Source organism: Streptomyces tuirus (assembly GCF_014701095.1).
GTDB classification, from domain to species: Bacteria; Actinomycetota; Actinomycetes; order Streptomycetales; family Streptomycetaceae; genus Streptomyces; species Streptomyces tuirus.
The window spans coordinates 5878866-5902350 of the sequence record NZ_AP023439.1 but is presented as its reverse complement, the minus strand read 5'-3'; the positions used below and the strand labels follow the sequence as shown (position 1 = coordinate 5902350).

Here is a 23485-nt window from a genome sequence, read left to right as displayed (position 1 = left end):
CCGGACATCTGAGGCCGCCGGGGCATGAGGCGTGCGCCCCCCGAAAAGGGACAGTCCGACACCGTGGACTCCTCCCTGGTGACCTTCGGGCACAGCACCGCCGGGCGGGAGCGGATCGCCGAGCTGTTGCGGGCGGCCGGTGTCGCGGCCGTCGTGGACGTGCGGACCGCTCCCGGCAGCCGTCGTGACCCCGACCTGCTGCGGGAGCGGATGGCCGCATGGATGCCGGAGGTGGGCCTCGCCTACCGGTGGGAGCCCCGCCTCGGCGGATTCCGTCCCCTGCCCGGGGACAGCCCGGACGTCGCCTGGCGCGATGCTTCCTTCCGCGGGTACGCCGCCCACACCCGGTCCCCCGAGTTCGTCGCCGCCATGGACCGGGTGTTGCGGCAGGCGGCGCACGCGCGTACCGCCGTGATGTGCAGCGAGGCGGTCTGGTGGCGCTGCCACCGCCGGCTGATCGGCGACTTCGCGGTCCTCGCCCGCGGTGCGTCCGCCCGGCACCTCATGCACGACGGCCGGCTGAGCGCCCACACGCCGACACCGGGAGCCCGTCTGCGCGACGACGGGCTCCTCGTGTACGACGCCCCCGCCGGGCCGCCCCGGGGGTGAGCGGTCAGTACAGCTTGTTCACCGCCGTGACGGTCGTGGCCTTGAAGTCGGCCACCTGGGCGTGCTGGAAGGTGCCCATCTGGCCCCACCGGACGATGGTGACGGTCGCTCCGTCGCGGCCGACCGAGAAGAGGCCGATGTCGGAGGAGCCCCAGGCGGAGGCGGTGTGGATGCCGTAGACGTCCGCGCCCTCCTCGACGTTGAGGTGGCCGTAGTACTTCTGCGTCGCGGTGATGTCGGGGTCCTGCTGCATGAGCTTCTTCGCGCAGCCGGCCAGGTCCTTGCGCAGCAGCGCTGCGAAGTCCTTCGCCCACTGTTCGCTGCGCCCCTCGACCGTGAGCTGCTGGGCGTTGGTGTCGAACTCCGTCCAGTACTCCCTGTGCGAGGTGATGGACGGCAGCGCGTCGCCGACGCACATCGGCAGCGGGTCGGGCTGGCCGGCCGTGACCGCTCCGGCGTACCAGGGCGAGGACGGGTGCGGCGGCAGCTCGGCCGGCTCCAGGAACCGGGGGGTGTCGGAGGCCGGTCCGGTGGCGGCCGCCGGGACGGCGGCCGCGGCGACACCGGCGACGGCCGCCAGCGCGGCCACGGTGGTACGGATGCCTCGGGCACGGATGCCTCGGGTGCGGATCTGCATGGTCTCCCCCATTGGTCTTCCCCGACCGGTTTTCCCGGTCGGTTTCCCCGGTCGAATGCGCGGGCCTTTGCCCTTGCCCCCCGTACGACCCGCCACCGCCCGCGACCGTTGCCCTGTACGCCCGCTACGGATCCGTCCCGAATGTCACCGGCGTGCAACCGGGTTCGCCCCGGGGCGGATCGCGGATCGGCCGGAGGTCAGGGACGGCTTCAGGGCGAACTGAGCTGCGTGCGCCCGGCGCGCGCCGCCCCTCTGGTTCGTGATCCGCTTCACACCGACGCGCGGACAGGTGCGGGTCGTGCAGGGCGTAAAGCGACCGAAGAATGGATAGGGGCTATACGGCGAAACGCGGGGAGTGTCCGACGTGCCCGGATGCCGGGCGCAGCGGCTTCAGGAGGGGGAGCGCGCATGGACGGACGGCCCTTGTATCTCGAACCGCGGCTGGAGCCACGGCTGAGGTCGCTCGTGGCGGCACACGGCACGCTGCACTCGATCGTCGACGCACTCGGTTCACCCCTGCACCTCGTGGTGCCGGACCAGATCGCCGAGAACCTGGAGCGGTTCCGGTCGGTCTACCGGGCGCACCACCTGTCGGGGCAGGTCTTCTACGCCCACAAGGCCAACCGCTCCAGTGCGCTGCTGCGGCGGCTCGCCGCGACGGACGCGGGTGTGGACGTGGCATCGCTGGGCGAGTTGCAGCACGCGCTGGGTGCCGGCTTCGGCGCCGACCGGATCACGGCGACCGGGCCGAAGAACCCCGAGTTCCTGTGGCTGGCGGCGCGTACGGGTGTCACGGTCGGGGTCGACGGTGTCGCCGAGCTGGACCGGCTCGCCGGCCTGGTGCGCAAGCACGGGCTCGCCCCGGTGCGGGTGCTGCTGCGGCTGTCGGGCTTCGAGGCGCCGGGCGTGAAGGTGCTGAGCCGGCGCAGTCGTTTCGGCACGCCGGTACGGGAGGTGGAGCCGCTGCTGGAGGCGGTCGAGCGGCACGGTGACGCGGTCGAGCCGACGGGGGTGGCCTTCCATCTGGACACGACGAGCGTCGCGGAGAAGGCGACGGCCCTCGAAGGGTGCCTGGCCGCCCTGGAGTTGTGCCGGAGCCGGGGTCTGCGGCCCCGGGCCGTGGACATCGGCGGCGGGTTCGGCATCAGCTACCTCGCCGAGCGGGAGCAGTGGGAGGCGTACACGAGCGGGCTCACCGCGGCCGTCCTCGGCCGGCGTCCGCCCCTGACGTGGGGCGGGCACGGCTACGGGCTGCGCAGCGAGTCCGGCACCCTGCGCGGCACGCTGGGCCTCTACCCCGCCCACCGCCCGGTCACCGGTGCCGCCTACCTGGACGAGTTGCTGGCCCAGCCCGCCGGCTCGCTGGGCGGACGCCCGCTGGCGGCGCTGCTGCTGGAGCACCTGTACGACCTGCACACCGAGCCCGGCCGGGCCCTGCTGGACCAGTGCGGAGTGACCCTGGCGCGGGTCCTGGAGGTCCGCGGCCCCGAACCCGGTGGGGAACTGCTCGTACGGCTGGCCGCGAAGGCGGACGACATCGCCCTGGAGGACCACGGAGTGCTGATGGACCCGGTCGTCGTCCCCAGAAGCGGAGCCGGGCCGGGTCAGGGGCCCGTCGCCGTGCACCTCTTCGGCAGTCTCTGCCTGGAGACCGACCTCATCACCCGGCGCACGGTGTTCCTGCCGCGCCGCCCGGAACCCGGTGACCTGCTCGCCTTCGCCAACACCGCGGGCTACGCCATGGACTTCCACGCCACGCGCGCCCAGTACCAGCCCGGCGCCCGCAAGGTCGCCGCCTGGCAGGACGGCGACGCGTGGCGCTGGTGCCTCGACGACCAGTTCTGGCCGATCACGCCCTCGGGGGGAGTCCAGTGAGGTACGACAGCATCACCGAGGCGATAGGCAACACCCCGCTGGTGCGGATCGACCCGGCCGTGCACGGCCTGCGGAACATCGATCTGTACGCCAAGCTGGAGATGCTCAACCCCTTCGGCTCGGTCAAGGACCGGGCCGCCTGGAGCATGGCGCGGCCCCTGCTGGACGAGGCGGTCGAACACGGCAGCCAGGTCGTGGAGTTGTCCAGCGGCAACACGGCCAAGGCCCTCGCGGTCATCGCCGGCATGCACGGCCTGGGCTTCAGAAGCGTCACCAACCGGATGCGGGTCCCGGAGATCAAGGACCTCCTGCTGCTGCTCGGCGCGGAGATCGAGGAGCTGCCGGGGCAGAGCGAGTGCCTGGACCCGACCGCCACGGACGATCCGCTGACCCTGTTCCACCGGACGCTGTCGGCCTCCGGCAGTGCCTATCTGCACACCGACCAGTACTTCAACCCGCGCAACACCGAGGCCCATCTCACCGGCACCGGGCCGGAGATCGTCAAGGACCTGGACGGCCGGGTCCCGGACTGGTTCGTCGCCTGCGTGGGCACCGCCGGTTCCTCCACGGGTGTCGCCCGGGCTCTGCGCGAGGAGGACCCGTCCGTGCGGGTGCTCGGGCTGGTCGGGGCCAAGTCCGACTTCATCCCGGGGATCCGCACCATCGACGAGGTGCAGGAGGTCGGCCTGTTCGACCCGGAGACGTACGACACGATGGAGTCGGTGAGCGCCGACGAGGCGATCGAGGGCATGCTCACCCTGAACCGCCGCTGCGGCATCCTCGGCGGCCCCACCGGAGGGGCCGCCTATTTCGGCGCGGTCCGCCATCTGCGTGCTGTGGACGAGGAGTTGAGCGAGCGCCGGACGGCGGTGTTCATCGTCTGCGACCGCGTGGAGAGCTATCTGAGCTACGTCCGGCAGCGGCGCCCCGATCTGCTGGGCCGGCCGCCCCGGAAGAACTCGCCGGCCGACCTGTCGGACGCCGAGATCGGCGCGGCCCCGTCGATCGGCGTGGCCGGCGCCCGGCACTGGATCGACACCGACCGGCCGCTCGTGGTCGACCTGCGCAGCCCGTTCGCGTACGCGGCGCTGCACATCGACGGGTCGGTCAACATCGTCGACGAGCTGTTCGCCGAACTCCTGCGGGGCGGGCTGCCGTTCAGCCGGCGCCAGCCGGTCCTGCTGGCCTGCCCGGTCGGTGAGCAGTCCGCGCGGTACGCGGCGCTGCTGACCCGGATGGGTCACCCGGACGTGCGGAGCCTGGCCGGTGGCATCATCGCCTGGCGGGACGCGGGCGCCCCCCTGGTGCGGGACTGACCGGGATGACCGCACCGATCACCCGCGAGGATCTGCGCCCGTGGCAGCGTGCGCTGCGCGAGGAGTTCCCCATCGTCACCGGGCATCCCGAGCTGGCCTACCTGGACAGCGCGGCCACGGCGCAGAAGCCGCGGGCCGTGCTGGACGCGGTGCGGACGTATCTGACCACGTCCAACGCCAACGCCGCGCGCGGGACCTACACCTGGGCCAACCGGACGACGGAGCTGGTGGAGCGGACCCGCGAGCGCGTCGCCCGGTTCCTCGGGGATCCCCGGCCGGAGCGCTCCGCCGTCCACTTCACGAGCGGCACCACCGAGGGACTGCGGACCGTCGCCCGTGACTGGCTGCCGGGGTTCCTGCGCGACGGCGACGAGATCGTCGTGCCGGACGCCGACCACCAGGCCAACATCACACCGTGGCTGGAGGCCAGGGAGTCGCTCGCGCGCGAGGGCGTGCACGTCCGGGTGGTGCCGATGCCGTACCAGAGCGGCTCCGGGGACTACGACCACCGGGCCCTGGCCGAACGGGCGGGCCCGCGCACCCGGTTCGTCGCCACCACTCATGTGCACCACGTGTACGGCGGCGACATGAACGTGCGGCGCATCCGCGAGGCCGTCGGCCCCGAGGCGGTCATCTGCCTGGACGCCGCGCAGAGCGTGGGTCATCTGCCGGTGTCCGTGGCCGAGTTGGACGTGGACTTCGTCGTGTTCTCCGGGCACAAGGCGCTGGCCCTGCCCGGTTCCGGGGCGGTGTGGGCCCGGCAGGCGCGCGGGCCCGCCTTCGTGCCCGGCGGCTGGAGCGGCACCCCGAACACGGTGGGCATCGCCTCGCTGGAGGCGGCCCTGGACTGGCTGGACGCGGCCGGTGTCGACCGGATCGAGCGCTGGACGGCCGGTCTTGCGGCCCGGCTCACCGAGGAGCTGCGCCGGATGGACGCCTACGAGATCCTCGGCTGCCCGCTCAGCCTGGCCGCCGACTCGGGCGTCCAGCGGCGGCAGGGCATCGTGACCCTGCGGCACCGCGCCATCGACTCGGGCGACCTGGGGTTCATCCTGTTCAGCCACGGCTTCATGGTCCGCTCCGACCATCACTGCCAGGGCGACGCGGGCGAGAAGACCGGTTCGGTGCGGGTGAGTCTGCATGTGTACAACACGGGTGAGGAGATCGACCGGCTGCTGTCCGTTCTCGCCTCGCTCGCCTGACTCCCCCTCCCGTGTGACCGTCATGTGTAATGAGAACCGTTTCCACCTGTAGGCTCGGGCCGCAGGTGTCCGATGCGAGACGGCGAGGTGGCGCGAGCGGATGGGGCTGAGTCTGGCGACGGCCGAGCGATGGGTGGAGCGCTGGGAGCTCCAGCAACAGCGGTACGCCGTCGACCGCGAGGAGCGGTTCACGGTGATCGCCGATGTCGTCGAGCACGTCACGGCGGGGCGCGCGGCCCCGCCCCTCGTCGTGGACCTGGGCTGCGGGCCCGGCTCCCTCGCGGCGCGGCTGGTGCGGCGGCTCCCGGACGCCGCGATCGTGGCCGTGGACCGTGACCCCGTCCTGCTGGAGCTGGGCCGCACCCACCACCCGGACGCGGCCCGGTACGTCGACGCCGAGATCGGCGCGCCCGGCTGGACCTGGGCGCTGGAACTGGACCGGCCCCTGGACGCGGCGGTCTCCACGACGGCCCTGCACTACCTCGACCGCGACACCCTGCTCGGCACCTACCGGCGGCTCGCCGAGCTGATGCGCCCCGGGGGCGTCCTCGTCAACGGCGACCACCTCCCCCAGGGCGAGCGGGGCCCGGCCGGGATCGCGGCCCATGTCGGGCGGTGCCGGGCCGACCGGCAGCGCGTGTTCGCCCAGGAGGACTGGGGCTCGTGGTGGGCCGCCGTCGGCGAGGACCCGGAGCTGGCCGACCTCCTCGCGGAGCGCCGACGGCGTGCAGCTCTCCTCGGCACCGGCCGCCCCGCCGAGCTGCCCCTCTGCGCCCATTTGGAGCTGCTCCGGCAGGCGGGCTTCGGCACGGCCGGGCCGGTGTGGCAGTACGGAGACAGCTGCGTGGTCGTGGCGGTGCGCTGACCTCGCGCGTCAGCCGGGCGGCCCGCGCCGGATGGCGGGTAGGGGTGGACATTACGACCATGCATGCAGATGTCGTCTTATGGTGATGTCGATGGCCGCCCGCGGCGGAAGCGCCCCGAGCGGCACCCCCCACGCGAGGAGCTCCCCATGACCAGCACCGAGCACACCACCCACGAGGACCACGCACACGCCCACGGCGACGACTGCGGCCACCTCGCCTTCACCCATGGCGACCACACCGACTACGCCCACGACGGCCATATCCACCGGATGCACGACGGCCATGCCGACGAGTGCGCGGACGGCCGCCACACGGTGCACCGGAACCACGACCACGAGCACGGCGACGACTGCGGCCACCTGGCCGTACGGCACGGCGACCACACGGACTACGTGCACGACGGCCACCGCCACGCGGCCCACGAGGGCCACTGGGACGACCACTGACGCAGCTCGCTGGGGCCGCCGTCCGGGACGCTCAGACCAGGGCGTCCCAGTGGACGGTGCGGTCGCACCAGCGCTCCAGCAGGGTGCGGTCGTGGCCGACGGCCAGCAGGGCGGCTCCGGTGGTGGCCCGGTAGCCCTCGACGGCCGCGACCAGGGCCGCCGCGGTGGAGGCGTCGAGCATCGCGGTCATCTCGTCGCACACCAGCAGGCGGGGGCGCAGCACCAGGGCCCGGGCGAGGCAGGCGCGTTGCAGCTGGCCGTCGCTGACCTCGTGCGGCCGCCTGGTGAGCAGGTCGGGGGTGAGGCCGACGGCGGGGGCCAGTTCGGCGACCCGGCCGGCGGCTTCCCTGCCGCGGCCGGTGGCCCGCAGGGGTTCGGCGATCAGGTCGGTGAGCGGCAGCCGGGGGTCCGCGGAGAGCCTGGCCTGCTGGAAGACGACCCCGAAGGCGGTGCGCAGGGCACGTGGGGCGCGGTGCCGCCAGTGCCGTACGGGCTCGCCGTCGAGGAGCAGGGTGCCGGACTCGGGGCGGTGCAGCAGGGCCGCGACCCGCGCGAGGGTGGACTTGCCGCAGCCGCTCGGGCCGAGCAGGCCGACGGACTCCCCCGCGGCGACGGTGAGGGAGACGTCCCGGACCACCGGAGCGTTCCTGGTGTATCCGGCGGAGATGGAGCGCAGTTCAAGCACGGACGTCCTCCGGCACGTGCGGGTGGTGGCAGGCGACCGGGCCGGGGGGCGGCGGGGCGGCGCAGGTGTCGGTGGCCCGGTCGCAGCGGGCGGCGAAGGCGCAGCCGGCCGGGAGGTCGCCCAGTTCGGGCGGCATGCCCGGGACGGGGGTGAAGGCCCGGTCGGGCAGGGCCTGGAGCAGGGCTCGGCTGTAGGGGTGGCGGGGGCCGGGTGTGCCGAAGAAGGCGGTGGCGTCGGCGAGTTCGACGATCCGTCCGGCGTACATGACGGCGACCCGGTCGGCGATGCGCTCGGCGGCCGCCAGGTCGTGGGTGATCATCAGCAGGGCCCGTCCGCCGCCCCGGCCGCCCGGGGCGTCGACGTGGCGCCGCAGTTCGTCGACCGTACGGTCCACGAGGTCGCGGTCGAGTCCGGTGGTCGGTTCGTCGGCGAGCAGCAGGGGCGCGTCGCCGACCAGGGCGAGGGCGGTGGCGGCGCGCTGGGCGAGGCCGCCGGACAGCTGGTGGGGGTGGCGGTCGAGGTGGTCGGCGGGGAACGCGGCCCGTTCGGCGGCGGCCTCGGCTGCGGCACGCAGGGCGGCGCGGCCCCGGGTCGCGGTCAACGCGGCGACGGTCTCCTGCAGTTGGGAGCGGACGGTGCGGACCGGGGTGAGGTGGGCGGCCGGGCTCTGCGGTACGAGTCCGATGAGCCGTCCTCGTACGGTGCGGGCGAGGGTCCGCTCGTCGGCCGTGAGCAGGTCCAGGTCGCCGAGCAGGGCCGAGCCGGCGGTGCGGGCGTTGCCGGGGAGCAGTCCGAGCAGGGCGGAGGCCAGCACGGACTTGCCGCAGCCGCTCTCCCCGATCAGGGCCAGGCACTCGCCGGGCGCCACGTCGAAGCGCGCGTCGGTGACGGCGGCGACGCGGCGCCCGCCGGGCATGAGGAACCGCACGGACAGTCCGCGCACGGACAGCACGGGGGTCGTGGACGGCGTACCGGCGCTCACAGCATCAGCTCCGATCTGTGACGTGGGTTGATCCGCTCCCGCCAGGCGCCGGCGAGTCCGGCGATGGCGAGGGTGGGGACGATGAGGAAGAGGCCGGGGAAGAGGGTGGGCCACCACTGGCCGGCGAGGAGGGAGCCGCGGGCGCTCTGGATCAGGGTGCCGAGGCTCGCCGTGTGGGTGGGCAGCCCGAGGCCGAGGAAGGACAGGGCCGACTCGTGCCACATGGCGTGCGGCACCATCAGCACGGCGGCGAGCGCGGCCTGGGGAAGGACGGCGGGCAGGAGGTGCCGTACGGCCACCCGCCACCGGGACGCCCCGCCGGAGACGGCCGCGTCGATGTACGGCCGGGACCGCAGCGACAGCACCTCGGCGCGCACGATCCGGGCCGTGGACAGCCAGTGGGTCAGCGCGACCGAGATCACCACCGGCCACACCCCGGGGCGGAACATGGCGACGATGAAGATGCCGAGCAGCAGGTGCGGCACGGAGGAGAACGTGTCGACCACCCGCATCAGGGCCCGGTCGGCCCAGCCGCCCAGCGCACCGGCCGCGGCGCCCACGGCCGTGCCGACCACGGTCGCGGTCAGCGCCGCCGCCACTCCGACGAGCAGCGACACGCGCAGGCCGTATACGCAGCGCAGCAGCAGGTCGCGGCCGACGTCGTCGGTGCCGAACGGGTGTGCCCAGGAGGGGGGTTGCAGCTTGGCGGCGAGGTCGACGGCCTGCTGGTCGAGCTGGACCAGCGGCGGCACGAGCAGCACGGCGAGGACGGTCGCGGCCACCAGCGCGGCGGAGGTGCGCACGCGCAGGGCGCGGGTGGAGCGGCGTTCCGGGCCGTGCGAGCGCCACTCGGGCTCGGCCGGGGCGCCGGCGGGCGCCGGTGCGTCACATGTCACTGAGCTTCACCCTCGGGTCGAACAGTCCGTAGAGCAGGTCGGCGAGCAGGTTCCCGGCGAGCACGGCGGCGGTGGCCAGGGTCGTCAGGGCGGCGAGCAGCGGGAAGTCGACGGCGGTGGCCGCCTCGACGGTGGCTGCGGCGATGCCCGGCCAGCTGAAGACGCTCTCCACCAGCAGGGCACCGGTGATGAGTTCGGGCACGCGGGAGCCGATGAGGGTGAGCACCGGCAGCAGCCCGGAGCGCAGGGCGTGGCCGAGCAGGACGGTGCGTTCGCTCAGGCCCCGGGCCCGGGCGCCGCGCACGGGGTCCTCCGCCAGAGCGTCGCCGACGCCCTGGCGGACGTAGAGGGTGAACCACGGCAGTTGGGACACGGCGAGGACAGCGGCGGGCAGGACGAGATGGCTGGTGACCTGGCCGGGCGTGACCTGTGCGCTGCCGGTGTCGGTCAGGCCGCCCGCCGGCAGGACGTCCCACCGGAGGGCGAACAGCCAGATGGCGAGCAGCGCGATCCAGAAGACCGGGGCCGCCTCCAGGGTGTAGGCGAGGGAGGTGACGGTCCGGTCGACGAGCGAGCCGGGGCGGCGGGCGGCGAGCACGCCGAGCAGGGTGCCCGCCAGCACGGCGGCGGCGAAGGCGACGACGCACAGGAGCGCGGACCACACGAGCCGTTCGCCGATGACCTGGGCGACCGGCTGCCGCATGACGCTGGAGTGACCGAGGTCGCCGGTGAGCGCGGAGGTCAGCCAGTGCCACCAGCGGGCGGCGAAGGGCCGGTCCACGCCGAGGTTCTCGCGCAGCCGGTCCAGGGTCTGCTGGTCGGCGTCGAGCGCGGCGGTGCCGGCGTAGGCCTTGACGGGGTCGAAGGGGGAGGCGGCGGCGATGGCGAACACGCCGAAGGTGACGACGAGCAGGACGGGGACGGCGAACAGGGCCCGCCGTCCCGCCAGTCGTGCCATCGCTCCCCAGGGGAGTCGGGTCACTTCTTCGGCTGCCAGTCCTCGATGTTCCACCAGGGGCCGCTGGCGAAGCCGTGTTCGTGCGGCTCGAGTTGGGTGTTCAGGCCGTCCCAGCGGTCGGCCAGCACGTAGAGGTGGTCGATGTGGGTGAGGAAGGTGTAGCCGGGGTCCTGCACCAGGGCCCGCTGGAGCTTGTCGTAGGCGGCCCCGCGGGTCTGCGGGTCCTGGCTGCGGCGGCCGTCGTCGAGGGCGCGGTCCACGGCCGGGTTGTCGTAGCGGGCCATGTTGTTGAAGCCGTCGCCGGCGAGGGAGGAGTGGAGCAGGGTGTAGAGGCCGAAGTCGGGGTCGCCGGTGCTGCCGAAGCCCGCGAGGACGGCCGTGTCCTTCATGCGCGGCTCGATGACCTCCCAGGTGGCGCTCTCCACCGTCACGTCGATGCCGGCCTTCTTGGCGTCGGAGGCGTACGCGAGGGCGTGGTCCTGGCGGACCTTGTCGCCGGAGGGGTAGAGCAGGCCGAAGGACGCCCGCTGTCCGTCCCGGCTGCGGATGCCGTCCTTGCCGGGCTTCCAGCCGGCCTCGTCGAGGATCTTCCCGGCCCTGCCGAGATCCTGGGTGCGCTCGATGTCCTTGCTGAAGGCGGGGTCGTCGACGGGCAGCGGCCCGTAGGCGGGGCGGCCCGCGCCGTCGAGGATCCTGGCGATCATGGCCTCGCGGTCCACGGCCGCGTCGAGGGCCCGCCGGATCGCGCGGTCGCCGGTGACCCGGTGCGCGGTGGGGAGCGTGACGGCCCGGAAGTCGTAGGAGCGGGCCTCGTAGGTGCGCTTGGCGTCGTCGCCCTTGAACGTGGCGGCGAGGTTGGGCGGGAGGACCGCGCCGTCGAGGTCGCCGGAGCGCAGGCGGGTGGCGCGTACGTTGTCGTCGGCGATGACCGCCATGGTGAAGGTCTTCATCGCGGGCTTGCCGCCCCAGTAGCGGGGGTTGGCCTTGAAGGAGAGCTTCTCTCCCTTGCTCCAGCCGGTGAGGACGTACGGGCCGGTGCCGACCGGCTCGGTGTTGAAGGAGCCGGTGTTGGGGTCCTGCTTCCCCGCGATGTGCTCGGGGACGATGGGCAGCACCGTGCGGGCGGCGAAGGGGGCGTAGGGGTACTTGAGGGTGAAGACGACCTTGTCGTCGCCGCTCGCCTCGACTTCCTCGACCGCGTCCAGCTCGCTCTTGAAGGTGTTGTTGGTCTTGGCGTCGAGGACGGTCCGGTACGTGTAGACGACGTCGGCGGGTGTCAGCGGTTCGCCGTCGCTGAACTCGACCCCGTCGCGCAGGGTGTAGGTGTAGGTACGGCCGCCGTCGGTGATCTTCGGCAGTGCGGACGCCAGCGCGGGCTTCAGTCTCAGGTCGGCGTCGCGGGCGAGGAGCCCGTCGAAGATCTTGGAGTTGCCGTCCTTGCCGTAGCCGAGCAGCGGGCTGAGGGTGTCCGGTTCGGAGGCCACCCCGAGCACGACCGACTCCGCGGACGTGCCGTCGCCGGAGCCGCCGCCGGGGGCCGAGCAGGCGGTGACCGCCGCGGTCAGCGCCGCCGTGACGGCGGCCCCTCGTATCCGACGGGTCGACATGTGACCTCACACCCTTGTTGCCTAGTCAGCTTGTTGCACACACAGGTTATTGCAAAGACCTCGCAATTAAACAGGATCGGCGGGCGACCCGAACCCGGGTCGCCCGCCGTTTCCTTCAGGTGGTGCTCAGGCCTGGGTCAGGGTGACGTCCTGCCCCTGGACCGCGTGGAAGCTGGGCAGCGGCAGGCCGCTGAAGGTGCGCAGCTCCATCAGGGTGGCCTCGACGCGGGCCGCCCCGGCCACCAGCGCGCCGGGCGTGACCTGGCCGGTGTTCACCCAGCGGTGCTCCGCGCCGTCGCACACGGCCCGGGTGCCGCCCACGCCGTGACGGGTCACGGAGACGCCCTGGCTGACGGAGGAGCTGACGAAGACCGGGCCGCTGGAGCTCACGCAGCGGTAGGTGCCGGACAGGGTGACGGTGCCGTCGGCGGTGATCCGGCCGACGGCGTCGACCGTCACGGACCCGGTCGGGGCGAGGACGGACGCGGTGGCGGGCGCCGCGCCGGCGCCGGTGAGCAGGAGCAGCGCGGCACCGGCCGCCGCGCCGAGAAGGGGACGTACACGCATGGGGGAAACCTCCCGAAAGGAGCGGAATTGCGGCTTCCACTCGTACCGGCCCTCCGGGCCGGCGCCCGTGACCCTCACCCCTTCGGTGGCGAGTCCACGCCGGCCGTCGTGGAACCGTCCTGGGAATGTCCTGGGCGTGTCACGCTTCCCGCCGGGCCGTTCCGATGAGTTCGGCACGGGAGGATGGTCTGTCTGTACGAGTCCTCCGAACCCTTCGGACGGCCGTACCGACGTGGAGGTGCGCCATGTGTGCCCACCAGCTCCAGTGCCCCGCGACCGACTCCCCCGCCGCGCACGTCGTCGCGGCCCGCCCCGAGCAGGGCTGGAGCCTGCTGTGCGACGGGACGGTCGTCTTCGACGACACCGGCGAACTGCTGCCGGACGGACGCGTGGTGCAGCCGCGCCGGGTGACCGCCGCGACTCTGGCCGTCGCGGCCTGACCCGAGGACGTCCCCTGACTGCGGCACGACGGCCTCGCTACGGCAGCACCGCGAAGCCGTCCAGTTCCACCATCGCCTCCGCGTCCCACAGCCGGACGACCTCCACGACCGCCATGGCGGGATAGTCGCGGCCGGCCAACTCGCGCCAGGTGCGGCCCAGTTCGGGCGCGTGTGTGCGGTACGCCTCGACATCCGTGGCGTAGACGGTGACGCGGGCCAGGTCGGCGGGCGTGCCACCGGCCGCCGCGAGGGCGGCCAGCAGGTTGGTGAGAGCCCGCTCGAACTGCTCGGGCAGCGTGCGCCCGACCACCTTGCCGTCGGGGTCCAGGGCTGTTTGCCCCGCGAGGAACACCACCCGCGACCCGGACGCCACGACGGCGTGGGAGAAGCCGGCCGGCGGGGACAGCTCGGACGGGTTGACGCGCTCGGTGCTCACCGGGCCTCCTGACGGGCGTACAACTCCTTGGCGATGATGCCGCGCTGCACCTCGCTGGCCCCCTCGTAGATGCGTGGGGCACGCACCTCGCGGTAGAGGTGTTCGAGCAGGTGGCCGCGTTGCAGCGCCCGGGCGCCGTGCAGCTGGACGGCCGTGTCGACGACGTACTGCGCGGTCTCGGTGGCGAGCAGTTTCGCCATGGCGGAGCGCCGGGGCACGTCCGGGTCGCCCCTGTCGTACGCCGAGGCCGCCGCGTACACCATCAGCCGGGCCGCCTCGGTGCGCAGGGCCATCTCGGCGACCTGGTGCGAGACGGCTTGCAGGTCCCGCAGCTTGCCCCCGAAGGCGTCGCGTCCGGCGGTGTGGGCGAGGGTGGCGTCGAGGGCCGCCCGCGCCATGCCGACCGCGAACGCGCCGACGCTGGGCCGGAACAGGTTGAGCGTCCCCATGGCGACCCGGAAGCCGCGGTCCGCCTCGCCGAGCACGTCGTCGGCCGTCACCGGGACGGCGTCGAAGCCGAGGGCGCCGATGGGGTGCGGCGAGAGCATGTCGAGTCCGCGGCCGGTCAGGCCCGGCCGGTCGGCGGGCACGAGGAAGGCGGTGACGCCTCGTGCCCCGGCGCCCGGGGTGGTGCGGGCGAAGACGGTGTAGAAGTCGGCCTCGGGGGCGTTGGAGATCCAGCACTTCTCTCCGGTGAGCCGCCAGCGGGCGGGGCCGTCGGGGGCGGCAGTGAGCGCGGGGGCTTCCGGTGACGGGCCGGCCCCCGAAGTGTCCGACGACCGGCCGGCCCGCGACGCGTCCGACGACCGGCCGGCCCGCGACGCGTCCGCCTCCGCCTCCCCCTCCGCCTCCGCTGTGAGCTCCAGTGCCGCCGCGTCCGATCCCGCCCCGGGCTCGCTCAGCGCGAAGGCCGCGACCGCCGTGCCGGCGGTGACCCGGGGGAGCCAGCGGGCGCGTTGCGCCTCGGTTCCGTACGCGTGCACCGGATGGGCGCCGAGGCCCTGGAGGGCCAGGGCCGTCTCCGCTTCCGTGCAGGCGTAGGCCAGGGACTCACGCATCAGACACAGGTCCAGCGCGCCCGAGGTGAACAGGCGGCCGAGCAGGCCGAGGCTGCCGAGCTCGGCGACCAGGGCGCGGTTCACATGCCCCGGTTCCCCCTTGTCGGCCAGTGGGTGGAGCCGTTCCGCCGCCAGGGTGCGCAGCTCCGCGCACCAGGCGAGTTGTGCCGGTTCGAGTGAGAATGCGGTCATCGCCGGTCCCTTCTCCGCCACCCTGCGTTCCGGCTGGGCCACTCCGAGGCTATCGCGGACCGTTGACTGTCGTCACCAACACGATACGCTCCAGGTGCGAGCCCACCACGCCAAGGGGGCGAACCGTATGACCGCACGGCGCACGGCCCACGTCGACACCTTCGCCCGGGACCATCTGCCACCCCCGGACCAATGGCCCGAGCTCCGCTTCGATCTGCCGGAGCTGCACTACCCCGAACGGCTCAACTGCGCCGCCGAACTGCTGACCGGCCCGCCCGGCGAACGCCCGGCCTTCCTCACCGCCACCGGCGAGCCGTGGACGTACGGCGATCTGCGCGCCCGCGTGGACCGGGTCGCCCATGTGCTCACCGGCGAGCTCGGCGTCGTCCCGGGCAACCGGGTGCTGCTGCGCGGTCCCACCACCCCCTGGCTCGCGGCCTGCTGGCTGGCGGTGCTGAAGGCCGGGGCCGTGGCGGTGACGGTGCTCGCCCAGCAGCGCCCGCACGAGCTGAGCACGATGTGCGAGATCGCGCGGGTGGAACACGCCCTGTGCGACATCAGGGCCGTCGACGACCTCGCCAAGGCGGAGATCCCCGGCCTGCGGATCACGACCTACGGCGGTGACGCCCCGGACGACCTCCTCAACCGCCCGGCGCCCGTGACCCCGTATCAGGCGGTCGCGACGGCGGCCGACGACGTGGCACTGATCGCCTTCACCTCCGGCACCACCGGCCGCCCGAAGGGCTGCATGCACCTGCACCGGGACGTGCTGGCGATCGCCGACACGTTCTCCCGGCACGTCCTGAAGCCCGGCCCGGACGACGTGTTCACCGGCAGCCCCCCGCTGGGCTTCACCTTCGGCCTCGGCGGGCTGGTGGTCTTCCCGCTGCGGGCGGGTGCGAGCGCGCTGCTGCTCGAACAGGCCGGTCCCCGGCAACTGCTGCCCGCCATCGCCCGGCACCGGGTCTCCGTGCTGTTCACCGCCCCGACGGCGTACCGCGCGATGCTCGACGAGCTCGACGGGCACGACATCTCCTCCCTGCGCCGCTGCGTCTCGGCCGGCGAGAACCTGCCGGCGGCCACCTGGCAGGCCTGGCAGGAGCGCACGGGCCTGCGCGTCATCAACGGCATCGGCGCCACCGAGCTGCTGCACATCTTCATCTCCGCGGCGGACGACCGGATCCGGCCCGGAACCACGGGCGTTCCGGTGCCGGGCTGGCAGGCGCGCGTGCAGGACGCGGACGGCGAGCCCGTGCCCGACGGGCAGCCGGGTCTGCTCGCCGTGCGGGGGCCGGTCGGCTGCCGGTACCTGGCCGACCCGCGGCAGCGGGACTACGTGCGCGGCGGCTGGAACGTCACCGGCGACACCTACGTCCGCGATCCCGACGGCTATTTCCGCTACGTCGCCCGCGCCGACGACATGATCATCTCGGCCGGGTACAACATCGCCGGACCCGAGGTGGAGGACGCGCTGCTGCGGCACCCGGACGTGGTGGAGGCGGCGGTCGTGGGACGGCCCGACGAGGCCCGCGGGCAGGTCGTGCTGGCCTTCGCCGTCCTCAAGGAGGGCGCGGAGCGGGACGCCGAGGCGCTGCGCGCCTTCGTGAAGAGCGAGCTGGCGCCGTACAAGTGCCCGCGCCAGATCGTCTTCCTCGACGCGCTGCCGCGCACGGCCACCGGCAAGCTCCAGCGGTTCAGACTGCGTGCCCCGGGGATACCGGAAGGCGACCGGGAATGATCCGTACGACCTAAGATGATCAACGTGTCCGACCACCATGCACCACGGTCTCTCATCGTCACGCTCTATGGCGCGTACGGCCGCTTCGTGCCGGGCCCCGTGCCGGTAGCCGAACTGATCCGGCTGCTGGCCGCGGCCGGCGTGGACGCTCCGTCCGTACGCTCCTCGGTGTCACGGCTCAAGAGACGCGGCCTGCTCGTACCGGCCCGCACCGAACAGGGCGCGGCCGGCTACGAACTGTCCCCGGATGCCCGTCAGTTGCTCGACGACGGCGACCGCCGCATCTACGCCTGCGCTCCGCCCGAGGACGAGGGCTGGGTGCTCGCGGTGTTCTCCGTGCCGGAGTCCGAGCGGCAGAAGCGGCACGTGCTGCGCTCCCGGCTGGCCGGGCTCGGTTTCGGCACGGCCGCTCCGGGTGTGTGGATCGCGCCCGCGCGGCTGTACGAGGAGACCCGGCACACGCTCCAGCGGCTGCGGCTCGACGCGTACGTCGACTTCTTCCGCGGTGACCACCTCGGCTTCGCCCCGACCGCGGAGGCTGTCGCCCGGTGGTGGGACCTGGCGGCCATCGCCAAGGAGCACGAGGAGTTCCTCGACCGCCACGCGCGGGTGCTGCGCGACTGGGAGAAGCGCGAGGACACCCCGCCGGAGGAGGCCTACCGGGACTACCTCCTCGCCCTGGACTCCTGGCGCCACCTGCCCTACACCGACCCGGGCCTGCCGTCCGAGCTGCTTCCCGCGGACTGGCCGGGGGTGCGCTCGTCGGCGGTGTTCCGGGGCCTGCACGAGCGGCTGCGGGACGCGGGGGCGGCGTTCGTCGGCCTCTGACCCACCCGGACGCCGCCCGGTTTGCGGCGTTTGCTCCGCCGTGGAACGGTCAACGATGTCCGCGACTGGACGGAGCGCGTACCGGGAGGCGGGCCGAGGGATGACCGTCACCACACCACCGAGGACGACAGGCTCCCGCGCGGACCGGCTCCCGTGAGGCGGTGGGGGCGCTCGGTGCACGGCGGGTGGCACCGGGCCGGTGGGCACACCCTCGTCCGGCAGGGCCGCGAGGTGGAGTTGCTGCACCGGGCCACGGGGTTCGCCACGCTCGCCCTGGTCACCCTGGCGCCGCTGCTCATCGTGGTCGCCGCCGCCGACCCCCTGGAGCGGGGCGGGTTCGCCCTGTGGCTCGCCGACGGCATGGGGCTGTCGGGGCGGTCCGCGCGGGTGCTCACGGACATCATCAGCCCGCCGCGCAAGGTCATCGGCACCACGAGCGTGCTCGGCGGGGTCGCCCTCGCGGTCTTCGGTGTCGCGTTCGGCGGGAGCGTGCAGAACGGCTACGAGCGGATCTGGGGCCTGCCCTCGGGTCCGTGGCACCGCGTCTGGCGGCAGGCGGTGTGGATGATCGCGATGACCGCGTACCTCTACCAGGAGGTGCAGACGCGCAGCATCGTCTCGGGGCCGGAGCGGATCGCGCTGAGCTCGGCGTCCGGTGTGCTGTTCTTCTGGTGGGGGCAGCGCTTCCTGCTGGGCGGGCAGGTCCGCTGGACCGATCTGCTCCCCGGGGCGCTGGCCACCATGGCCGGCCTGGTCGGCCTGCGCATGTTCTCCTACTTCGTCTTCACCCCGCTCATCGTCACCAACGCCATCAGCTACGGAGCGATGGGCGTCGTCCTCGTCGTGGAGTCCTGGCTCATCGGTGTGGGCTACGTCGTCTACGGCGGCGCGCTCGTCGGCCGCTGGGTGCTGGAGCACCACGTGCATCAGGACCACGCCGAGTAGACCCGGCTCCGGCCTGCCCCGTCCTGCCTGCCCTGCCCTGCCGTGCCGTACGAACGCACATGCCACCCCCAGGGATCCCTGTCCCCGCTCATGCGAATCCACAGGGGCCTTTCGCCTCGCATCTGCGGCATTATCATCGGGCCATAGTGAACCGAGGGAGCAGATCCGTGATGACCCGTACCGCGCGCCGGACCCGCCGCCCGCTCCCGCATGCCGCGGGAGCAGCCGCCGCCCTGCTGGCCCTGAGCGCCTGCTCGTCCGGCTCGGGCTCCTCGGCGAAGCCGGACTCCTCCGGGCCGGGCAAGCTCTCCGGCGAGGTGACCGTGTTCGCCGCGGCCTCGCTGAAGGAGAGTTTCACGACGCTGGGCGAGCAGTTCGAGAAGGAGCACCCCGGCACGAAGGTCACCTTCAGTTTCGGCGGCAGTGACTCGCTGGCCGCGAGCATCACCGGCGGCGCCCCGGCGGACGTCTTCGCCTCGGCCAGCCCCAGGACGATGAGGATCGTGACGGACGCCGGGGACGCCTCGGGCACCCCCGCGGCCTTCGTCCGCAACGAGCTGGAGATCGCCACCCTGCCCGGCAACCCCGGGAAGATCTCCTCGCTCCAGGACCTCACCGAGGCGGGGCGGAAGGTCGTGCTCTGCGACAAGGAGGTGCCGTGCGGCGCAGCCGCGCAGAAGGCCCTGGCCGCGAGCAGGCTCGAGCTCACACCCGTCTCCTACGAGCAGGACGTGAAGGCCGCCATCACCAAGGTCGAGCTGAAGGAGGCCGACGCCGCCGTCGTCTACAAGACGGACGTGCGCGCGGCGGGTGACAAGGTGGAGGGCGTGGAGTTCCCCGAGTCCGCCGACGCCGTCAACGACTACCCGATCGCCCTGCTCAAGGACGCGCGGAACGCCGAGGCCGCCAAGGCGTTCATCGCCCTGGTGCGGTCCGCCGACGGCCAGAAGGTCCTGACCGGGGCCGGGTTCCTCAAGCCGTGACGCTCCCGACCGACAAGCCTCGCGCCGCGGCCGGCACCCTCCGGGGCGGTCCACGCCGCCGGCGCGTCCGCACGGGCGTCCCGCTGCCCCTGCTGATCCCCGCGCTGCTCGGCCTGGCCTTCCTGATCGTGCCGCTGATCGCCCTGCTCGTGCGGACCCCGTGGCACAGCCTGCCCACGCAGCTGACCAGCCCGGACGTATGGCAGGCTCTCAGGCTCTCGCTGATCTGCGCGACCCTCGCCACCGGCGTGAGCCTGGTCATCGGCGTGCCGCTGGCCTGGCTGCTGGCCCGCGTCGACTTCCCCGGCCGCGGCCTGGTACGCGCCCTCGTCACCCTGCCCCTCGTGCTGCCTCCGGTCGTCGGCGGTGTGGCGCTGCTGATGGCGCTCGGCCGCAACGGCATCGTCGGGCAGTGGCTCGACTCGTGGTTCGGGATCACGCTGCCCTTCACCACCGCGGGGGTCGTGATCGCGGAGGCGTTCGTGGCGATGCCGTTCCTCGTCATCAGCGTCGAGGGCACCCTGCGGGCCGCCGATCCGCGCTACGAGGAGGCGGCCGCCACCCTGGGCGCCTCCCGCTTCACCGCGTTCCGCCGGGTCACGCTGCCGCTGATCGCACCGGGCATCGCGGCGGGCGCGGTCCTCGCCTGGGCGCGGGCGCTCGGGGAGTTCGGCGCGACGATCACCTTCGCCGGCAACTTCCCCGGCCGCACCCAGACCATGCCCCTGGCCGTCTACCTGGCCCTGCAGAGCGACCCGGAGGCCGCGATCGCCCTCAGCCTGGTGCTGCTGGCGGTGTCGATCGCGGTGCTCGCCGGGTTGCGCGACCGATGGATGAGCGCCGGATGATCCAGACCCACCCCGCCACCGGCCCCGCCACGGACGGTCTCGACGCCCGTCTCCTCGTGGACCGCGGGGGCTTCCGTCTCGACGTGGCGCTGACCGTCGCGCCCGGCGAGGTCGTCGCCCTGCTCGGGCCGAACGGCGCCGGCAAGACCACCGCGCTGCGCGCCCTGGCCGGTCTGACCCCGCTCTCCGGCGGCCATCTGCGACTGGACGGCACCGAGCTGGACCGTACGCCGCCGGAGGCCCGTCCCGTCGGGGTCGTCTTCCAGGACTACCTGCTCTTCCCGCACCTGACGGCCCTCGACAACGTCGCTTTCGGCCCCCGCTGCCAGGGCGCGGCCAAGGCCGAGGCCCGGGCGCAGGCCGCGGAGTGGCTCGACCGGCTGGGCCTCGCGGCGCACGCCGGTGCCAAGCCGCGCAGGCTCTCCGGCGGGCAGGCCCAGCGCGTCGCCCTCGCCCGTGCCCTGGCGACCCGGCCCCGGCTGCTGCTGCTCGACGAGCCGCTGGCGGCCCTGGACGCCCGGACCCGGCTGGAGGTGCGCGCCCGGCTCCGGCGCCATCTGGCCGACTTCGAGGCGGTCGCGGTGCTCGTCACCCACGATCCGCTCGACGCCATGGTGCTGGCCGACCGGCTGGTGGTCGTGGAGCACGGCCGGGTGGTCCAGGAGGGCACTCCGGCCGACATCGCCCGCCATCCGCGTACGGACTACATCGCGCAGCTGGTCGGGCTGAACCTCTACCGGGGCGAGTCCGACGGCCACACCGTGCGGCTCGCCGACGGCCCGCAGCTCACCACCACGGAGGTGCTGTCCGGCCCGGTCTTCGTAGCGTTCCCGCCGAGCGCGGTCACCCTGCACCGGGAGCGGCCCACGGGCTCCAGCGCCCGCAACCTGTGGCGTTGCGAGGTGGCCGGTCTGGAGACCCACGGCGACCAGATCCGCGCCGGCCTCACCGGTGAACTCCCGCTCGCCGCCGACCTCACGACGGTCGCCGCGGCCGAACTCGGTCTCCACCCGGGGGCGGAGGTCTGGGCGACGGTGAAGGCCACCCAGACCCACGCCTACCCGGTCTGAGACGGTCGGCGTCCGCACGGGTCAGGCCGCCGTCCTGACCGGCGAGCCCTCCGGGACGACGGCGGTCTCCCGCACGACGCGGCGGCGCCGGACCGGCAGGAGTGTCGGGTGGGCGACGCCCCAGGCCGCGCCCTTGCAGATGATCTCCTTGTAGAGCGCGGCGAGCCGGCCGGTCAGGGCCGCGGACTTCGCGCGGTCGTCGGCGGTGACGTACTGGATCAGACCGTCCTTGCGGCCCAGCGAGATGCACTGGTTGAAGTAGCGCACCGGCACGTTCGGGACCTTGCCGCCGGTCAGCCGGGCCGCGATGGCGTCGGCCGCCTGCCAGGCGGTGGGGACGCCCGAGGCGCACGACATCCGCAGCGGCTTGTCCCCGGGGCCCATCGCCAGGGCCGCGTCGCCGACGGCGTACACGTCCGGGTGCGACACCGAGCGCATGCTCCGGTCGACCACGATCCGGCCGGTGCCGCTCACGTCCAGGGTGGTGGCCCGGGCGACGGGGTGGACGGCGAAGCCCGTGGTCCACACGGTGACCGCGGCCGGGACGGCCGTCCCGTCGCCGGTGATGATGCGGCCGGCCTCGACGGCGGTGACGCCGGCGTGCTCGTGGACGGTGATGCCGAGCCGGTCGACGACCGTGCGCAGGTGCCCGGCGCCCTTCTGCGACAGCCAGTCGCCGAGTGCGCCGCGGGCGACGAGGGCGACGTCGAGGTCCGGGCGGGCCTCGGCGATCTCGGTCACCGCCTCGATGCCGGTGAGACCGCCCCCGACCACGACCACGGACTCGCCGGCGGCCAGGCCGGCCAGGCGCTCGCGCAGCCGGAGCGCTCCGGTGCGGCCGGCGATCTCGTGGGCGTGCTCGGCGGTGCCGGGCACGCCCTGGCCGTTCCAGCCGCTGCCGAGGGCGTAGACGAGGGTGTCGTACGGCAGGACCTCGTCCTGCCGCTCGCCCGCGCTCTCCGGGGCGGCGACGGTGACGGTCTTGCGGTCGGCGTCGAGGGCGGTGACCTTCCCCTGCTTCAGCGCGACGCCGGTCCCCTCGAACATCTCGGCGAAGGGCCGGGGCGCGAGGTCCTGGCCGGCTGCGAGCTGGTGCATCCGGACGCGCTCGACGAAGTCGGGCTCGGCGTTGACGAGGGTGAGGGCGACGTCTTCGCGGTGCAGGCGCCTGGCGAGGCGCCCGGCGGCGGTTGCTCCGGTGTAGCCGGCTCCGAGGACGACGATGCGGTGCTGCATGGCGTGGCTCCTGTCATGACGGCTGTCTTCAGCGGGTTCGCCACTTGAACCGGGCGGCCCGCCGTTTCCTGACAGGAGCGCGGTGTGACGCGCGTCACATCACGGTCGGCCGGGTCAGAAGACCGTGAGCAGGGGGACTCCGTGGTCGCCGGCGGACCACAGCCGGGTCGCGCGTTCGAGCTTGTCGGGGTTGACCTGGTTGCGGAACGCCAAAATGCCGTCGTCGGCGATCTCCAGGCACATGACGCCGATGACCCGCCCGTCGAGGACCACCACGAGGGCGGGTTCACCGTTGGCGGTCCAGGCGTAGACGTCGGGCGAGCCGCCGACCAGGGCGCGCTTGGCCGCGCTGGGCTTGAACAGACCCCGCATGAACTTCGCGACCGCGAGGGCGCCCTCGAACGCCCTGGCGCGCGCCGGGACCTTCCCGCCGCCGTCGCCGACCGCGACGGCGTCCCCGGTGAGCAGCTGGACGAGCGGCTCGGTCTTGCCGCTCGCGGCGGCCGCGAGGAACTCGTCGATGATCCGGCGCGCGGCGGCCTCGTCGATCTCGGTGCGGGTCCGGGCCCTGCCGTCCGCGACATGCTTCTTCGCGCGGTGGAAGATCTGCTGGCTGGAGGCCTCGGTGATGTCGAGGATCTCGGCGATCTCCCGGTGCGGATAGTCGAAGGCCTCCCGCAGCACGTACACCGCCCGCTCGTTCGGGGAGAGCCGCTCCAGCAGGACGAGCACCGCGTAGGAGACCGATTCACGCTGCTCGGCGGTGTCGGCGGGCCCGAGCATCCGGTCCCCGGCGAGCAGCGGCTCGGGCAGCCACTGCCCGACGTAGGTCTCACGGCGCGCACGGGCCGAGGTGAGCTGGTTGAGACACAGGTTGGTGAGGACCTTCGTCAGCCACGCCTCGGGAACTCCGATGCGATCACGGTCGGCGCCCTGCCAGCGCAGGAACGTCTCCTGCACGGCGTCCTCGGCCTCGCTCGCCGAGCCCAGCAGCCGATAGGCCACGGCCTCCAGGCGCGGCCTGGATGCTTCGAACCGGTCCACGTCGTCCAGCGTCAGGGCCAT

The 23485-nt window shown here is 73.4% G+C and carries 24 protein-coding genes; 13 read left to right on the top strand and 11 right to left on the bottom strand.

The window, feature by feature from the left end:
- Positions 1-24: 24 nt before the first annotated feature.
- Positions 25-609, top strand: coding sequence for a DUF488 domain-containing protein (locus IGS69_RS26980; protein ID WP_190903073.1), 585 nt, complete (start codon positions 25-27; stop codon positions 607-609).
- Positions 610-613: 4 nt separating this feature from the next.
- On the opposite strand, the gene IGS69_RS26975 is transcribed toward IGS69_RS26980, so the two are convergent.
- Positions 614-1258 (bottom strand): hypothetical protein, encoded by a 645-nt coding sequence (locus tag IGS69_RS26975; protein WP_190903072.1) that lies wholly within the window; start codon positions 1256-1258, stop codon positions 614-616.
- 396 nt (positions 1259-1654) lie between these two features.
- Here IGS69_RS26975 and IGS69_RS26970 point away from each other — a divergent pair, with 396 nt between their 5' ends.
- The 5 genes from IGS69_RS26970 (at position 1655) to IGS69_RS26950 (ending at position 6951) form a co-directional block, all read left to right on the top strand.
- Positions 1655-3121: a Y4yA family PLP-dependent enzyme gene (locus IGS69_RS26970; RefSeq protein ID WP_190903071.1), complete on the top strand. Its 1467-nt coding sequence runs from the start codon at positions 1655-1657 to the stop codon at positions 3119-3121.
- On the top strand, positions 3118-4437 hold the full coding sequence (locus IGS69_RS26965) for a pyridoxal-phosphate dependent enzyme (RefSeq protein ID WP_190903070.1): 1320 nt from the start codon (positions 3118-3120) through the stop codon (positions 4435-4437). Before IGS69_RS26970 ends, IGS69_RS26965 begins: the two co-directional genes overlap by 4 nt.
- Before the next feature lie 5 nt (positions 4438-4442).
- Positions 4443-5639, top strand: coding sequence for an aminotransferase class V-fold PLP-dependent enzyme (locus tag IGS69_RS26960; RefSeq protein ID WP_190903069.1), 1197 nt, complete (start codon positions 4443-4445; stop codon positions 5637-5639).
- 100 nt (positions 5640-5739) lie between these two features.
- Positions 5740-6504 carry a class I SAM-dependent methyltransferase gene (locus tag IGS69_RS26955; RefSeq protein ID WP_190903068.1) on the top strand — a complete coding sequence of 255 codons (765 nt, stop codon included), beginning with the start codon at positions 5740-5742 and terminating at the stop codon, positions 6502-6504.
- 147 nt (positions 6505-6651) lie between these two features.
- On the top strand, positions 6652-6951 hold the full coding sequence (locus IGS69_RS26950) for a hypothetical protein (RefSeq protein ID WP_190903067.1): 300 nt from the start codon (positions 6652-6654) through the stop codon (positions 6949-6951).
- Between the two features lie 31 nt (positions 6952-6982).
- Here the strand turns inward: IGS69_RS26950 and IGS69_RS26945 are convergent, their stop codons facing one another.
- The 6 genes from IGS69_RS26945 to IGS69_RS26920 form a co-directional block, all read right to left on the bottom strand.
- A complete protein-coding gene (locus IGS69_RS26945; protein WP_190903066.1) occupies positions 6983-7636 on the bottom strand; it encodes an ABC transporter ATP-binding protein in 654 nt (217 codons plus the stop codon).
- Positions 7629-8552 (bottom strand): ABC transporter ATP-binding protein, encoded by a 924-nt coding sequence (locus tag IGS69_RS26940; RefSeq protein WP_190904656.1) that lies wholly within the window; start codon positions 8550-8552, stop codon positions 7629-7631. The genes IGS69_RS26945 and IGS69_RS26940 overlap by 8 nt, the downstream gene beginning before the upstream one ends.
- 62 nt (positions 8553-8614) lie before the next feature.
- Positions 8615-9514 carry an ABC transporter permease gene (locus IGS69_RS26935; protein WP_190903065.1) on the bottom strand — a complete coding sequence of 300 codons (900 nt, stop codon included), beginning with the start codon at positions 9512-9514 and terminating at the stop codon, positions 8615-8617.
- On the bottom strand, positions 9504-10472 hold the full coding sequence (locus tag IGS69_RS26930; protein WP_190903064.1) for an ABC transporter permease: 969 nt from the start codon (positions 10470-10472) through the stop codon (positions 9504-9506). Before IGS69_RS26930 ends, IGS69_RS26935 begins: the two co-directional genes overlap by 11 nt.
- 20 nt (positions 10473-10492) lie before the next feature.
- Complete coding sequence (locus IGS69_RS26925; protein ID WP_190903063.1) at positions 10493-12079, bottom strand: ABC transporter substrate-binding protein; 1587 nt, start codon at positions 12077-12079, stop codon at positions 10493-10495.
- A 126-nt stretch (positions 12080-12205) separates the two neighbouring features.
- Positions 12206-12646, bottom strand: a complete 441-nt coding sequence (locus IGS69_RS26920) for a DUF6299 family protein (RefSeq protein ID WP_190903062.1) — start codon at positions 12644-12646, stop codon at positions 12206-12208.
- Positions 12647-12891: 245 nt separating this feature from the next.
- Here IGS69_RS26920 and IGS69_RS26915 point away from each other — a divergent pair, with 245 nt between their 5' ends.
- Positions 12892-13086, top strand: coding sequence for a DUF5999 family protein (locus IGS69_RS26915; RefSeq protein ID WP_190903061.1), 195 nt, complete (start codon positions 12892-12894; stop codon positions 13084-13086).
- A 37-nt stretch (positions 13087-13123) separates the two neighbouring features.
- Here the strand turns inward: IGS69_RS26915 and IGS69_RS26910 are convergent, their stop codons facing one another.
- Positions 13124-13522, bottom strand: coding sequence for a RidA family protein (locus IGS69_RS26910; RefSeq protein ID WP_190903060.1), 399 nt, complete (start codon positions 13520-13522; stop codon positions 13124-13126).
- Positions 13519-14772 carry an acyl-CoA dehydrogenase family protein gene (locus IGS69_RS26905; RefSeq protein ID WP_190903059.1) on the bottom strand — a complete coding sequence of 418 codons (1254 nt, stop codon included), beginning with the start codon at positions 14770-14772 and terminating at the stop codon, positions 13519-13521. The genes IGS69_RS26910 and IGS69_RS26905 overlap by 4 nt, the downstream gene beginning before the upstream one ends.
- A 127-nt stretch (positions 14773-14899) precedes the next feature.
- On the opposite strand from IGS69_RS26905, the gene IGS69_RS26900 reads away from it, so the two are divergent.
- The 6 genes from IGS69_RS26900 to IGS69_RS26875 all read left to right on the top strand — a co-directional run bounded on the left by IGS69_RS26900 (position 14900) and on the right by IGS69_RS26875 (position 21184).
- Positions 14900-16510: an AMP-binding protein gene (locus IGS69_RS26900; protein WP_190903058.1), complete on the top strand. Its 1611-nt coding sequence runs from the start codon at positions 14900-14902 to the stop codon at positions 16508-16510.
- Between the two features lie 15 nt (positions 16511-16525).
- Positions 16526-17338: a PaaX family transcriptional regulator gene (locus IGS69_RS26895; protein WP_190903057.1), complete on the top strand. Its 813-nt coding sequence runs from the start codon at positions 16526-16528 to the stop codon at positions 17336-17338.
- Positions 17339-17512: 174 nt separating this feature from the next.
- Positions 17513-18283 (top strand): ribonuclease BN, encoded by a 771-nt coding sequence (locus IGS69_RS26890; RefSeq protein WP_190903056.1) that lies wholly within the window; start codon positions 17513-17515, stop codon positions 18281-18283.
- 170 nt (positions 18284-18453) lie between these two features.
- Positions 18454-19266 (top strand): molybdate ABC transporter substrate-binding protein, encoded by an 813-nt coding sequence (gene modA, locus IGS69_RS26885; RefSeq protein WP_190903055.1) that lies wholly within the window; start codon positions 18454-18456, stop codon positions 19264-19266.
- A complete protein-coding gene (gene modB / locus IGS69_RS26880; protein ID WP_190903054.1) occupies positions 19263-20114 on the top strand; it encodes a molybdate ABC transporter permease subunit in 852 nt (283 codons plus the stop codon). The genes modA and modB overlap by 4 nt, the downstream gene beginning before the upstream one ends.
- A complete protein-coding gene (locus IGS69_RS26875; RefSeq protein ID WP_190903053.1) occupies positions 20111-21184 on the top strand; it encodes an ABC transporter ATP-binding protein in 1074 nt (357 codons plus the stop codon). The genes modB and IGS69_RS26875 overlap by 4 nt, the downstream gene beginning before the upstream one ends.
- A 21-nt stretch (positions 21185-21205) precedes the next feature.
- On the opposite strand, the gene IGS69_RS26870 is transcribed toward IGS69_RS26875, so the two are convergent.
- Both IGS69_RS26870 and sigJ read right to left on the bottom strand, forming a co-directional pair.
- Complete coding sequence (locus IGS69_RS26870) at positions 21206-22420, bottom strand: NAD(P)/FAD-dependent oxidoreductase (protein ID WP_190903052.1); 1215 nt, start codon at positions 22418-22420, stop codon at positions 21206-21208.
- A 114-nt stretch (positions 22421-22534) separates the two neighbouring features.
- Positions 22535-23485 carry an RNA polymerase sigma factor SigJ gene (gene sigJ, locus IGS69_RS26865; RefSeq protein ID WP_190903051.1) on the bottom strand — a complete coding sequence of 317 codons (951 nt, stop codon included), beginning with the start codon at positions 23483-23485 and terminating at the stop codon, positions 22535-22537.

Bases quoted from the DNA above. Each gene is read 5' to 3' on its own strand.
- IGS69_RS26980 (WP_190903073.1), top strand. From the start codon at position 25: ATGAGGCGTGCGCCCCCCGAAAAGGGACAGTCCGACACCGTGGACTCC.
- IGS69_RS26975 (WP_190903072.1), bottom strand. From the start codon at position 1,258: ATGGGGGAGACCATGCAGATCCGCACCCGAGGCATCCGTGCCCGAGGC.
- IGS69_RS26970 (WP_190903071.1), top strand. From the start codon at position 1,655: ATGGACGGACGGCCCTTGTATCTCGAACCGCGGCTGGAGCCACGGCTG.
- IGS69_RS26960 (WP_190903069.1), top strand. From the start codon at position 4,443: ATGACCGCACCGATCACCCGCGAGGATCTGCGCCCGTGGCAGCGTGCG.
- IGS69_RS26955 (WP_190903068.1), top strand. From the start codon at position 5,740: ATGGGGCTGAGTCTGGCGACGGCCGAGCGATGGGTGGAGCGCTGGGAG.
- IGS69_RS26950 (WP_190903067.1), top strand. From the start codon at position 6,652: ATGACCAGCACCGAGCACACCACCCACGAGGACCACGCACACGCCCAC.
- IGS69_RS26940 (WP_190904656.1), bottom strand. From the start codon at position 8,552: ATGCCCGGCGGGCGCCGCGTCGCCGCCGTCACCGACGCGCGCTTCGAC.
- IGS69_RS26930 (WP_190903064.1), bottom strand. From the start codon at position 10,472: ATGGCACGACTGGCGGGACGGCGGGCCCTGTTCGCCGTCCCCGTCCTG.
- IGS69_RS26925 (WP_190903063.1), bottom strand. From the start codon at position 12,079: ATGTCGACCCGTCGGATACGAGGGGCCGCCGTCACGGCGGCGCTGACC.
- IGS69_RS26920 (WP_190903062.1), bottom strand. From the start codon at position 12,646: ATGCGTGTACGTCCCCTTCTCGGCGCGGCGGCCGGTGCCGCGCTGCTC.
- IGS69_RS26915 (WP_190903061.1), top strand. From the start codon at position 12,892: ATGTGTGCCCACCAGCTCCAGTGCCCCGCGACCGACTCCCCCGCCGCG.
- IGS69_RS26905 (WP_190903059.1), bottom strand. From the start codon at position 14,772: ATGACCGCATTCTCACTCGAACCGGCACAACTCGCCTGGTGCGCGGAG.
- IGS69_RS26900 (WP_190903058.1), top strand. From the start codon at position 14,900: ATGACCGCACGGCGCACGGCCCACGTCGACACCTTCGCCCGGGACCAT.
- IGS69_RS26895 (WP_190903057.1), top strand. From the start codon at position 16,526: ATGATCAACGTGTCCGACCACCATGCACCACGGTCTCTCATCGTCACG.
- modA (WP_190903055.1), top strand. From the start codon at position 18,454: ATGACCCGTACCGCGCGCCGGACCCGCCGCCCGCTCCCGCATGCCGCG.
- IGS69_RS26875 (WP_190903053.1), top strand. From the start codon at position 20,111: ATGATCCAGACCCACCCCGCCACCGGCCCCGCCACGGACGGTCTCGAC.
- IGS69_RS26870 (WP_190903052.1), bottom strand. From the start codon at position 22,420: ATGCAGCACCGCATCGTCGTCCTCGGAGCCGGCTACACCGGAGCAACC.
- sigJ (WP_190903051.1), bottom strand. From the start codon at position 23,485: ATGGCCCTGACGCTGGACGACGTGGACCGGTTCGAAGCATCCAGGCCG.